Annotated in this window: 9 protein-coding genes and 1 pseudogene; 1 reads left to right on the top strand and 9 read right to left on the bottom strand. The window is 67.8% G+C overall.

Going from position 1 to position 12,602, the window contains the following annotated elements; genetic code table 11:
• Positions 1-116: 116 nt before the first annotated feature.
• A complete protein-coding gene (locus AOK08_RS00325) occupies positions 117-1,187 on the bottom strand; it encodes a PLL family lectin (RefSeq protein ID WP_079053719.1) in 1,071 nt (356 codons plus the stop codon).
• Positions 1,188-1,280: 93 nt separating this feature from the next.
• Between AOK08_RS00325 and AOK08_RS00320 the strand changes: the two are divergent.
• Positions 1,281-1,649 (top strand): annotated as a pseudogene (locus AOK08_RS00320) (PIN domain-containing protein); the annotation flags it as partial.
• A gap of 108 nt (positions 1,650-1,757) precedes the next feature.
• Here the strand turns inward: AOK08_RS00320 and dxs are convergent.
• From dxs to ngcE, 8 genes are all read right to left on the bottom strand, one after another.
• A complete protein-coding gene (gene dxs, locus AOK08_RS00315) occupies positions 1,758-3,683 on the bottom strand; it encodes a 1-deoxy-D-xylulose-5-phosphate synthase (RefSeq protein ID WP_055522440.1) in 1,926 nt (641 codons plus the stop codon).
• Positions 3,684-3,963: 280 nt separating this feature from the next.
• Positions 3,964-5,286, bottom strand: a complete 1,323-nt coding sequence (locus AOK08_RS00310; protein ID WP_055522438.1) for a sugar ABC transporter permease — start codon at positions 5,284-5,286, stop codon at positions 3,964-3,966.
• Positions 5,283-6,074: an ATP-binding cassette domain-containing protein gene (locus tag AOK08_RS00305; RefSeq protein WP_079053718.1), complete on the bottom strand. Its 792-nt coding sequence runs from the start codon at positions 6,072-6,074 to the stop codon at positions 5,283-5,285. Before AOK08_RS00305 ends, AOK08_RS00310 begins: the two co-directional genes overlap by 4 nt.
• A 263-nt stretch (positions 6,075-6,337) precedes the next feature.
• The gene (locus AOK08_RS00300; RefSeq protein WP_422125711.1) at positions 6,338-7,444 is read right to left on the bottom strand and encodes a sugar ABC transporter substrate-binding protein; all 1,107 of its coding nucleotides are present in this window, start codon (positions 7,442-7,444) and stop codon (positions 6,338-6,340) included.
• A 123-nt stretch (positions 7,445-7,567) separates the two neighbouring features.
• Positions 7,568-8,767, bottom strand: coding sequence for an ROK family transcriptional regulator (locus tag AOK08_RS00295; RefSeq protein ID WP_055522434.1), 1,200 nt, complete (start codon positions 8,765-8,767; stop codon positions 7,568-7,570).
• Positions 8,768-8,959: 192 nt separating this feature from the next.
• The gene (locus tag AOK08_RS00290) at positions 8,960-9,886 is read right to left on the bottom strand and encodes a carbohydrate ABC transporter permease (protein ID WP_055522432.1); all 927 of its coding nucleotides are present in this window, start codon (positions 9,884-9,886) and stop codon (positions 8,960-8,962) included.
• A 5-nt stretch (positions 9,887-9,891) separates the two neighbouring features.
• The gene (locus tag AOK08_RS00285) at positions 9,892-10,818 is read right to left on the bottom strand and encodes a carbohydrate ABC transporter permease (RefSeq protein ID WP_055522431.1); all 927 of its coding nucleotides are present in this window, start codon (positions 10,816-10,818) and stop codon (positions 9,892-9,894) included.
• Positions 10,819-10,909: 91 nt separating this feature from the next.
• Complete coding sequence (gene ngcE, locus AOK08_RS00280; protein WP_241826739.1) at positions 10,910-12,406, bottom strand: N-acetylglucosamine/diacetylchitobiose ABC transporter substrate-binding protein; 1,497 nt, start codon at positions 12,404-12,406, stop codon at positions 10,910-10,912.
• Positions 12,407-12,602 lie beyond the last annotated feature (196 nt).

Genomic DNA, 12,602 nt, shown 5'->3' with positions numbered 1-12,602 from the left:
CGGCACCTTCAGCCCGTCCGGCGTTTGAGGACGAGCGCGTTCAGCGCGAACGGGGGTTCGGGGGCGGAGCCCCCGAGGGACGGGAAGGGTAAGGGCGGCGGGGGCGAGAAAAAGCCCTACACCGCCTCCCATGCCTCCAGGGCCAAGCCCGGTTCCCGTTTGCGCCGAGCCACCCTCAGCTCTCCGCCTCCCGGCACGACCGTCGCCGCGATCACCCTGCCGTCCGCGTCCTTCGCCAGCGACACCCGTGCGTCCAGCGGCAGTTGGGGCCCCGACTCGGTCCACCACGCCCCCGCCGACTCCTGCTCCGTCGGATACGCCGCGAACGCCACCCGACCGCTCGCCGAGCGCTGCGCGAGCAACGTGCAGTCGACCTCGTCCAGAGTGCAGCGGATCACCGACACCGGACCGGGACCGGCGCCCGGGAGCAGTTCGACCGGATCGCTGCCGTGGCGCCACGCGCACACGGTGTCCGTGTCGTCCGTGTAGAACAGCGTCACGTGCTCGTCGGACGTGACCAGCGCCCGCAGGCTGCCCTGACGGGCCGTCGCCTTCAGCGGGCTCTCGTCCAGTTCCGGGATCCAGCCGGGGCCGCCCTGCGTCCAACGCAGGATGCCGTGGGGCGAGTTGCCGTACAGCTCCACGCGTCCGGAGACCCGCGTGACCGCCGTCAACTGCTCTTCCACGTCCTCACCCTTGAGGTCGCGCCAGGGCCCCCACCCGCCGCGTTCCTTCTGGCCGCGCATGCTGACACCGCCCACGGCGTTCCGTACGAACACATGGGCGCGGCCCTCCGCGTCGACGGCGACCGCCGGTACGCCCGTACAGTCGCCCTTCTGGTCCGGATGGCCGAGCGGCGTCCAGTCGAGGGCGGCGAGGGCGGGGCGGAAGTGCGTCGTGTGGACGAGGCCCGCCTCTCCCTTCACCGTGGGGCGCCAGGTCGCCAAGTGGGCGTATTCGTCGGCGCCTTGGCCGACCCCGAGCGTGGGGTGCACGCGCTGGTCGCCGCCGATGCGCCGGGGATCGAGCCAAGGGCCGCCGGGCCGGGACTCCGCGCGGCAGACGATCCCGTCTCCCACGGCGTCGTACGCGCTGAGCCGGCCGTCGCGACCCCGTATGAGCCAGTCGCCGTTGACCGATTCCGAAGGCTCCGCGGCCGTGGGCGCGGATGGAGGAACAATGGGCACTGGGCTACTTTAGTGTGCTCTTACCTTTGCCACGCCCCCCGGCCCCCTCATCCGGTACCCGTGGTTCCGGTGCCGCGTGGGACGCTGAACCTCATGGACACCCCTCTCCTCGTGATCGTCGACGCCGCGAATGTCGTCGGCTCGGTGCCCGACGGCTGGTGGCGGGACCGGCGCGGGGCGGCGGAGCGGCTGCGGGACCGGCTGTCGGCGTACGCGGAGGGCGGGTTGGCGGGGCGGGCGGGGCCCGTGGAGATCGTGCTGGTCGTCGAGGGCGCGGCCCGTGGGATCGACTCGGTGCCGGGCGTACGGGTCGTGTCCGCATCCGGCAGCGGGGACGACCGGATGGTCGAGCTGGTCGCCGAGTTCGGGGACCGGGAGCGCCTCGTCGTCACCGCCGACCGTGAACTGCGGCGCAGGGTCGCGGAGCTGGGCGCCGAGGTGACCGGGCCGCGTTCGGTGCGGAACGACCGGCGCGCGGGAAACGCAGCCGAGCGTGCCGCCGACGAGCCGATGGGCGGGTCTTCTTACCCTGAAGAGTAAGAAGACCCGCCCATCGCGGCTCGTCCTTGGTCAGTCGCGGGCGGGCTCCACCGCGTCGACCTCCGACTGCTCGAACCGTCCGTCGATCTTCGAGACCAGCCCGGTGACCTGGCGGGCGATGTCCGGTGCCGTCAGACCGATCTCCGCCATGACCTCGGCCCGGGAGGCGTGGTCGAGGAAACGCGGCGGGATACCGAAGTCACGCAGCGGCACGTCGACCCCGGCGTCCCGCAGGGCCTGCGCGACGGCCGAACCGACGCCGCCCACCCGGGAGTTGTCCTCCACGGTGACGACGACGCGGTGCCGTTCGGCGAGCGGCGCCATGGCCTCGTCGACCGGCTTGACCCAGCGCGGGTCGACAACCGTCGTGGAGATGCCCTGCTGTTCGAGGAGTCCGGCGATCTCCAGGCACATGGGCGCCAGCGCGCCCACGGAGACGAGGAGCACGTCCGGAGTGCTGGTGCCGGGCTCGCGCAGCACGTCCATGCCGCCGACGCGTCCCACGGCGGGTACGGCGGGACCGACGGCGCCCTTGGAGAAGCGGACGACGGTCGGCGCGTCGTCGACCGCGACGGCCTCGCGGAGCTGCGCGCGCACCTGGTCGGCGTCGCGCGGGGCAGCGAGCCTGAGACCGGGGACGACCTGGAGGATCGACATGTCCCACATACCGTTGTGGGAGGCCCCGTCGGTGCCGGTGACGCCGGCCCGGTCGAGGACGAACGTCACACCGCACTTGTGCAGCGCCACGTCCATGAGGACCTGGTCGAAGGCCCGGTTCAGGAAGGTGGCGTACACCGCGAAGACGGGGTGCACTCCCCCGGTGGCGAGCCCGGCCGCCGAGACGGCGCCGTGCTGCTCGGCGATGCCGACGTCGTAGATGCGGTCCGGGAAGGCGTCCGCGAACTTCTTGAGGCCGACGGGCTGGAGCATCGCGGCCGTGATGGCGACGATGTCCTCGCGTTCCCGGCCCAGTTCGACCATCTCGTCGCCGAATACGGAGGTCCAGTCGGCGCCCGAGGCCTTGACCGGCAGGCCCGTGTCGGGGTGGATGGGCCCGATGCCGTGGAAGCGGTCGGCCTCGTCCTGGAGGGCGGGCTGGTAGCCGCGGCCCTTCTCGGTGAGGCAGTGCACGATGACCGGGCCGCCGAAGCGCTTGGCGCGGGTCAGCGCGGACTCCAGGGCCTCGATGTCGTGGCCGTCGATCGGGCCGACATACTTGAGGCCGAGGTCCTCGAACATGCCCTGCGGGGCGATGAAGTCCTTGAGGCCCTTCTTGGCGCCGTGCAGCGTCTCGTACAGCGGCTTGCCGACGACCGGGGTGCGCTCCAGCAGGTCCTTGCCCTTGGCGAGGAACCGCTCGTAGCCGTCGGTCGTGCGCAGGGTGGCCAGGTGGTTGGCGAGGCCGCCGATGGTGGGCGCGTACGAACGTTCGTTGTCGTTGACGACGATGACCAGCGGGCGGTCCTTGGCGTCGGCGATGTTGTTCAGCGCCTCCCAGGCCATCCCGCCGGTGAGCGCGCCGTCACCGATGACTGCGACCACGTGATGGTCGTCGCGGTTCATCACCTGGTTGGCCTTCGCGATGCCGTCGGCCCAGCCGAGGACCGTCGAGGCGTGCGAGTTCTCGATGACGTCGTGCTCGGACTCGGCCTGCGAGGGGTAGCCCGACAGACCGCCCTTCATCTTCAGCTTCGAGAAGTCCTGACGGCCGGTGAGCAGCTTGTGGACGTAGGACTGGTGGCCGGTGTCCCACAGCACCTTGTCCTTCGGCGAGTCGAAGACCCTGTGCAGCGCGATGGTCAGCTCGACGACTCCGAGGTTGGGGCCGAGGTGGCCGCCGGTCTTGGAGACCGCGTCGACGAGGAAGGTCCGGATCTCCTCGGCCAGCCGGTCGAGCTGCTCCAGGCTGAGCCGGTCAAGATCGCGCGGTCCCGTGATGCGGGTCAGCAGCGGCACCCGTGCCTCCTTGCAGTAGAGCTGATCGAGCTTTCGCCGGGCGTGTCGAGTCTAGTGTTCCGCCTTCGCGACCTACGCCCGGCCTCCAGGTCATACGTCACGCGATCGGCCGTACCCAGAAAGCTCCGGTTCTATGACGCACCTGTGCCCGGCGCCGCACTGCGGACACCGGGCACATATGTACGAAAGGCCGCCGAAGGCGCCTTTCAGGGGCGCGGGGAACTGCGCGACCAGCCACAACGGACCGGCACCGTAAGAACCACCGCACCCCTCGGCGAGATCACGCGCGCCCAGCAGCCTTCTGGCTCTTGCGCGACACCGAGTCGATGACAACCGCACCGAGCAGAACCGCACCGGTGATCATGTACTGGATCGACGTGTTCATGTTGAGCAGGTCCAGACCCGTCTGGATCGACTGGATCACCAACATACCCAGCAGCGCGGACCACACAGTGCCCCGGCCGCCGAAGAGGCTGGTGCCACCGATGACGGCCGCCGCGATGGCGAGCATCAGCGTGTTGCCGCCACCCGCGTTCAGCGTGGCGCTCGCCGTCTGACCGGCGAAGAACATACCGCCGATCGCCGCGAACCCGCCGGAGATGGCGAACACGGTGATACGGACCATCGGCACGTTGATACCGGCGCGGCGGGCCGCCTCGATGCCGCCGCCGACCGCGAAGACCTTGCGGCCGTACGTCGTACGACGCAGCACGAAGTCCACGATCACCAGCGCCGCGAGGAAGATCACCAGGGCGTTGGAGACACCGGACGCGTTGTTCAGCACGGCCGCGGCGGCGAACGACGCCACGGCGAGCGCGCCGACCCGCAGGAGGATCTCGCTGGTGGGCCGGAACGGCACCCCGGCGGCCTTGCGCCGGCGCTGTTCGCCGAAGGAGCCGACGAGCATCGACAGGACACCGAGGGCGGCCAGCAGGTAGGCGCCGATGATGGCCTGGTCCATGAAGAAGGAGCTCTGGCCGAGCAGCTTGATCGGGCCCTGGTCGGCGGGGATGTTGATCGTGCCGCTCGTGCCGAGCAGCCACAGCATCAGGCCGTTCCAGCCGAGGAAGCCGGCCAGTGTCACGACGAACGCGGGTACACCGATCCTGGCGAAGAACCAGCCCTGCAGCGCGCCGATACCGATGCCGGTCAGGACGGCCAGGAACAGCGCCAGCCAGCCGTTCATCCCGTGGGTGACCACGAAGACGGCGAATACGGTGGACGCCAGACCGCTGACCGAGCCGACGGAGAGGTCGATCTCGCCGAGCAGCAGTACGAACACCAGGCCGATGGCGAGCATGCCGGTGGCCGACATGTAGTAGCTGATGTTGGAGAGGTTGTCGGCGCTGAGGAAGCGGTCATTCTGGAGCTGGAAGATCGTCCAGATGACGATCAGGCCGATGACGACCGGCAGCGAGCCCAGCTCACCGCCCTTCACCTTGCGCTTGAACTCGGTGACGTAGCCCTTGAGGCCCTCGTCACGGATCAGCAGGCGCGGGTCGACGACGGTCACCGGCGCGGCGGTGGGGTCGTCGGAGGGCGCCACCGTGTTCTGGTGCTCCGAGCCGGGGTCCGGCTGCACGGTCTTGGACGTGTCGCTCACTTTGCCGCCTCCGCGTCGCGACGCCCCGCACGACGGGTCACGGCGTTGTCCGTGGCTCCGGTGATCGCGGCGATGATCTCTTCGTGGCTCGTGGTCTTCACGGGGAAGGAGCCGTTGTTCTTGCCGAGGCGCAGGACGTGGACGGTGTCCGCCACGGCCTTGACGTCGGCCATGTTGTGGCTGATGAGGATGACGCCCAGGTTGCGCTCGCGCAGCCGCTCGACGAGGTCGAGGACCTGCGCGGTCTGCTCGACGCCGAGGGCGGCGGTGGGCTCGTCGAGGATGACGACCTTGGGGTCACCGATCAGGGCACGCGCGATGGCGACGACCTGGCGCTGGCCGCCGGAGAGGCTGGCGATCGGGATGCGCACACTCGGGATGCGGATGGAGAGCGTGCTCAGCAGTTCACGGGCGTTCTTCTCCATCGACACCTCGTCGATGACACCTCGGTGCAGCAGCTCGCGCCCGAGGTAGAGGTTGCCGACCACATCGAGGTTGTCGCACAGGGCGAGGTCCTGATAGACGGTCGCGACGCCGAGTCCCTGGGCGTCGTGCGGCCTGTTGATGCTGACCGGCTTGCCCTCCCACTCGATGACACCTTCATCGATGGGGTGAACGCCCGCGATCGTCTTGACCAGGGTCGACTTTCCTGCGCCGTTGTCGCCCACCAGGGCGACGACTTCTCCGGGGTGGACCTCCAGCTCTACGTCGGTGAGGGCCTGGACCGCACCGAACCGCTTGGAGACTCCGCGCAACGCCAACACGGGCGTAGCGGACACGTGAACCATCTCCTTCGCCGCCTGACCGGCGGGGATACCGCGCTTGGGTAAGGCGCGGAGTGGTGTGCGCAATGCACGATTGTTTACAAGAAGAACTTGCGCGAATCCGCCGCGGAAGGCAACGGTTCCGCCCGACGCCCGCTCCGGCAGCGGGGTATGAAGGCCGGAACGGGCGTCGGGCAGGTTTCGCGGGACCGCCGGGCGGCTGGTCCGGGTGGGCGCTCGGTGTAGAGCGCCCACCCGGGGGCCGGCGGTGCTGGTACGCCTACCGGTTAGCTGAGACCGGCGCTCTTGCAGGCGGCGGCGAACTCAGGGGTGCAGATCTCGGCGACGGTGTAGAGCCCGTCCTTGACGACCGTGTCCTTGATGTTGGCCTTGGTGACCGACACGGGGACCAGGAGCTGCGAGGGGACCTTGTCGCCGGAGCCGCTGGTCAGCGTGGTGGTGGCGAGAGAGTCGATGCTCTTGCCGTCCAGGAGGTTGACCGCGAGCTGGGCGGCGGCGTCGGCCTCGGGCTTGAACGCCTTGTAGACGGTGCTGGACTGGGTGCCGGCGACGATGCGCTGGATGCCCGCGAGCTCCGCGTCCTGGCCGGTCAGCGGGATACCGCTGATGCCCGCGCCCTTGAGCGTGTTGGCGATACCACCGGCCATGCCGTCGTTGGCGGAGTAGACGCCCGCGATGTTCTTGGCACCGAGCTGCGTGATGGCGGCCGACACCTTCTGCGCGGCGACGGTGTCCTTCCACAGGCCGGACTGCTCGTAGGCGATGTCGACCTTGCCGTCGAGGGCCTTGTGCGCGCCCGCCTTGAACTGACCGGCGTTCGGGTCGGCGTCGTCACCGTTGATCATGACGATCTTGGACTTCGGGGTCGCCTTGGGGCCGAGGGCGGTGAGCAGTGCCTCGCCCTGGAGCTGGCCGACCTTGACGTTGTCGAAGGAGACGTACGCGGAGACCGGGCCCTGGGCCAGACGGTCGTACGCGACGACCTTGATGCCCTTGTTCACCGCCGTCTGGATCGAGGACTTGATGGCGGCGGAGTCCTGGGCGCTGATCACGATGACCTTGACGCCCTTGGTGATCATGCTGCTGACCTGCTGGGCCTGCTTGGCGGCGTCACCGGCGGCGTTCGCGTACTCGACCGTGCAGTCGGAGCACAGCTCCTTGACCTTCTGCTCGAAGAACGGCTTGTCGAACTTCTCGTACCGCGCGGTCACGCTGTCGGGGAGCAGCAGACCGATGGTCTTGTTGCCGCCGCCCGAGGTGGTCTTCTCACCGCTGCTGGACTTGTTGTCGCCGGCCTTGCCACAGGCGGCCACGGCAAGGGCCATGGAAACCGCAGTGGTACCGATCACGACTCTACGCATCATGGCGTTCATTTTGGTGGTGCCTCCCTGACAGGGCCGCAACGCTGCGACCGAGGTGGCTGGAAGTCAACTCGGCCACACGTGCGACGTCAAGAAGTAAATCCTTAACGGGTTGGCAACGGCGTTGTTCGTTCTCTAGGTGAAGGCAGGAGTCGCCGAGGTCAGCGTGCCGTCCAGAAGGGTCGAATCGCCCATTTCGCTCAATGCGAGAGCGAGCGCTCCGAGCACCTCCGCACGGCCTCCAAGTGCCCCTGGAAGAACGGACAGTTGACGTGCCGCACTGGGGATCGCATAGCGGCCGACAGACTCTCTTATGGGACCGAGCACCAGCTCGCCGGCCTCGGCGAGATCACCACCGAGGACCACTCTGCTCGGGTTCAGTAGATTGCAAAGATTGGCGACTCCACTGCCGATGTGACGGCCGACGTCGGCGATCACGCGACGACAGCCAGGGTCACCGTCCCTCGCCAGCCGCACCACACCTTCCATGGTCAGGTCGGTTCCGTGGCTGGACTGGAGCAGCGGCAGCACATAGCGCGCCGCCGCGAAGGTCTCCAGACAGCCCCGGTTTCCGCAGCGGCAGACCGGTCCGGATTCATCAAGAGTAATATGCCCGATTTCTCCCGCTGTGCCACCCGGACCACGGTAGATCTTGCCGTCTATCACCAGTCCGGACCCGACACCGCTGGCCACCTTGATGTATGCAAGATCACGCACCCCCCGGCCGCTCCCCCAGACCAGCTCACCGAGGGCGCCGAGGTTGGCGTCGTTGTCGACGTGCACCGGCACGCCCAGGCGCCCGCGCATCTCCTCGCCGGGCCTGGTGCCGGTCCAGCCCGGCAGGATCGCGCTGGAGCCCAGGGTGCCCGACTCCACATCGATCGGGCCGGGTACGCCCAGGCCCACTCCGGCGATCTTGGACTGGTCGACGCCCGTTGCTGCGATCAGGCGATTGACCAGCTCTTCTGCCCGGTCGAAGCCCTGCGCGGCGGAGGCGTCCACGTCCAGCGGCTCGGACTCCTCGGCCAGCACCTGGTGGGCGAGGTTGCCGATCGCGACCCGCAGGTGCGTGTGGCCGAAGTCGATGCCGATCACGATGCCGGCGTCCCCGCTCAGCGACACGGCGCGGGCCCTTCGGCCGCCCGCCGAGGTGGGCGTGACCTCGACCGTTCCGCCGTCCTTCAGCTCACGGACGATGTTGGACACCGTGGCCGCGGACAGACCGGTGGTCCTGGCGATCTCGGCCTGCGTGAGGGACCCGGCGAGGCGCACGGCCCGTACGACCCGCTCCAGGTTGGCTCGGTGCAGTGACGACTGCGACCCTGGAGTCTCCACGACGACCTCCCGCGCACGGGGCCGCATCGATGAGGCCCCGTCTATGTCCAACTAGTGAACTCTAAGCTGAGCCGTTCGGGTCACCTCCCGTCAAGAGGTTGAACTACATTCAGGGGCTTGTACACATAGCGGCGCGCATGCACGTTTTGCGGTGTGCACGCGCGCGTACGGCGGCTGAACGAATGATTCCGGTTACTTCAGAGCACCGGCCGTGAGACCCGTCACCACCTGGCGCTGGAAAATGATGTATGCGGCCAGTACCGGCAGCATCGCCATCACCAGACCCGCGAAGAGACCCGACCAGTCGCCCTTGTAGCCCTGGGCGGCGGCGAGCTGCACCAGCCCCTGGGTGAGGACCCGTTTGTCGGGGTCGGTGTTGAGCACCGTCGGCAGCATGTACTGGTTCCACTGGCCGAGGAAGTTGAAGATGCCCACACTGATCAGTCCGGGCTTGGCCATGGGCAGCATGATCTGGAAGAAGGTCCGGGAGTGCGAGGCACCGTCGACGAAGGCCGCCTCCGCCACCGACGTCGGCAGGGTCCGGAAGAACGCGGTCAGGAAGAAGACCGTGAACGGCAGCGAGTAGGCGACGTAGACCAGGATCAGCCCGTGGATCGTGTTCAGCAGGCCCATGTTGTTCACGACGTAGAACAGCGGGACCAGGGCCAGCATGATCGGGAAGCTCATGCCGCCGATGAACAGGAAGTAGATGAACCGGTTGCCCGGGAAGTCGAAGCGGGCCAGGACATACGCCGCCATCGAGCCCAGCACCAGGGTGCCGATGAGTGAACCGCCCACCACCAGAACGGTGTTGAGGAAGTAGTCGCTCATGTTGGCGTCGGTCCAGGCCCGCGCCCAGTTGTCGAAGTGCAGCTTGTCCGGCAGGGACCAGGGTGAGCTGAAGATCGCGTTGTCGTCCTTGAAGGACGTCATCACCGCCCACAGCAGCGGCATCACGACCATGAACGCCCACAGGACGAGCATGCCGTGCGAGAAGACGTTGAGAACCCCGCCCTCACGCTTCTCCCGGCCGCCCTTCGCGGGCACTTCCGTCTTGCGAACGGGCCCTCCGTCCGGCTGGCGAACCGTGTCCGGCGGTGTGCTGTCGGTCGTCGTCATAGGTGTCAGTACTCCAGCCGCTCGCGCCGGCCCAGCCGCATCACGAGGGCCGCGAAGGCCAGCGTGACGACGAGCAGGGCGACTCCGATGGTGGTTGCGTAGGCGGCCTGACCGTCGCGGAAGGCCTTCTGGTAGACGTAAAGGACCATGACGGTCGTCGAGTAGTCCGGGCCGCCGGGCCCGGTCGTCATGATCTGGACGACCGCGAACGCCTCGGCGCCCAGCGCGAGGATGCCCATGTAGACCCAGCCGGACTGCACGGTGTCCCACAGCAGCGGCAGGGTGATCCGGAAGAACGTGGCCGCCCGGCCCGCGCCGTCGAGCAGCGCGGCCTCGTAGAGGTCCGCCGGGATGGACGCCATGCCCGCGGAGAACAGCACCACGAAGAAGCCGACCGTCGACCAGACCAGAACCGCCATCACGCACCACAGGGCGAGATCCGGGTCGCCCAGCCACAGCGGCTGGACACTGCCGAGCCCGATACCCCGCAGCAGCGAGTTGATCGCGCCGCTCTCCGGGTTGTACGCGAAGGCGAACAGCAGCGCGACGATCGCGATCGACAGCACCTGCGGGAAGAAATAGACGATTTTGTAGAACGAGGAGCCGCGCACCCCGGAAATCACCGGTCCGCCGCGGCGCCGCCGTCCGCCCACATTGATCATGAAGGCGAAGAACAGTGCCAGGCCGATCGTCACCAGCGGCAGCACCAGCGCGAACAGGAGGCTGTGCCGCAGGGACTTCCAGAAGATGTCGTCGTCGAACATCCTCTCGTAGTTGGCGAAGCCCACCATCTTGAATTCCGGGCTCAGTCCGGTCCAGTCCGTGAACGAGTAATAGATGGACTGGATGAACGGCCAGATGACGAAAAGCGCGTACAGCCCGAGAGGGACCGCCAGAAATCCGATGATGAAACGGTACTTGCCGTGCTGCATTACCACAGACCCCGTTCCGTGCGCGGGTGCCGCCGCCGATGACACACCATCAACTCTTGATCAGCCCTCGATCAGCTCTTGGACGCTTCGGTCACTGGTGCTTGTAGTGCTTGATCGACGGGTCCTTCGCGGTCTCGTCGGCATAACCCTGGATCTTCTTGATGGCCTCGGCCGGGGTGAGCCGTCCGGCCATCATCTCGCCGAGCCCCGACACCCCGATCTTCTCCTTCTGAAGCTGTACGTACCAGTCCTGAAGACGCGGGTTGACGACGTTGTCGCCGGCCTTCGCCAGCGCCGCCACACCCGACTTGAGGCCCGGGGTGAGGGTGATGCCCTCGGTCCCGCCGTTGTACGCGGTCAGCGACTTGACCTTGGTGGTGAAGTTCTTCGAGGAGGCCTCACTGAGCATGATGCGCAGTTGCTCCATGCCGCCCGGGGTGTTCCTCGCCTTGGCCGGGACGATGAACGGCTCACCGCCGGAGGCCCAGATCGTGCCGAACGGCAGCTTGTCGGAGCTGTCGATGCCGGTCGGCGCGGAGACGGCGAGGTCGAAGTCGGCGGGGATGACGTTCGCCGACTCGTTCTCCACCCATGAGCCGTTCGGGATGAACAGCGCCTTGCCCTTGGCCCACGCGGTCTGCGACTGGATGTGATCCAGGCCCGGGGTGCCCTTGAGGACGTACCCCTTCTTGTAGAGCTCGTAGTACGCCTCGAAACAGGCCTTGACGGCCGGGTTCCTCCAGGCGTTGGGCTCCAGGTTGTCGATCGCGTCGAGGACCTCGACCCCGCCGACCTTGCCGATCATCGCGTAGAGCGAGAAGGGCAGGTAGTACGGGTACTTGCCCGCGTAGGTCCAGCCCGCGATGCCCTTTTTCCTGGCCTTCTCGCACACGGCGAGCATCTCGTCCCACGTCTGGGGATAGGTGGCGTCGAGCGAGTCCAAGGCCTTCTGGGAGTACCAGACGCCGTACACCGTGTAGGCGTAGTACATGATCCACACCGGGTCGCCGTCGAGCCGGCCCATCTCGACGATGCCCGGGCGCAGGGTGTCACGGACCTTCTTGTCCGGGTCGTCGAAGGACGGGGCGTCCAGCAGTGGGGTGAGGTCGGCGAGCTGGTTCTTGCCCGCCAGGACGCCCATGTCCATCTGCTCGGCACCGGAGTTGTCGATCAGGTCGGGCGGGGTGCCCTGGTTGAAGCGGGGCTGGAGCGTGGACTGGATCTTCTGGGTGGCGGAGAACCTGACCCCGGCCTTGGGGAAGCCCCGCTCATAGAGCTTGACCGCGTCCTCGGCGTACTCCTTGCCGAAGCCGCCGTCGAAGAGCACGAACTCCATCGGGACGCTGTCGTTGACCGCCAGGGGGTTCTTCGCGGTCTTCTCGCCCGCCGCGGCCTTGTCCTCGCCGCCTCCGCCGCTGCTGGCGCAGGCGGACAGGAAACCCATCGCGGGGACGGAGACCAGACCGAGCGCCGCGGACCGCCTGATCAGGTCGCGGCGGCCGACACCGTTGACGGGGGTGGCGCCGGTCGGGTCGGTGGTACCGGACGTGCGGTCGGGGGTGCGGCTCTCGTCGGAAGTGGATCCCATGCTCAAGTCCTCGCCTTCTCCAGGACTCAGGCGGTGAACCGGATCCTCCCGGCACCGCGATCGGGTCGAACTGGGTCGTGCAGGAAGTGCGTCGTGCGGGAAGTGCGTCGTGCGGGAACTACTGGTGCGTGATGCGTCCTGATCAGAGGGAATACCCGGCGGGCCGCGCGTTCAGCACGTCAAACCACCCTTCCGG

This window comes from Streptomyces graminilatus (assembly GCF_001418565.1).
Taxonomy (GTDB): domain Bacteria; phylum Actinomycetota; class Actinomycetes; order Streptomycetales; family Streptomycetaceae; genus Streptomyces; species Streptomyces graminilatus.
Note: the sequence above shows the minus strand (reverse complement) of the source record. Positions and strands in the feature narration are given on the sequence as shown.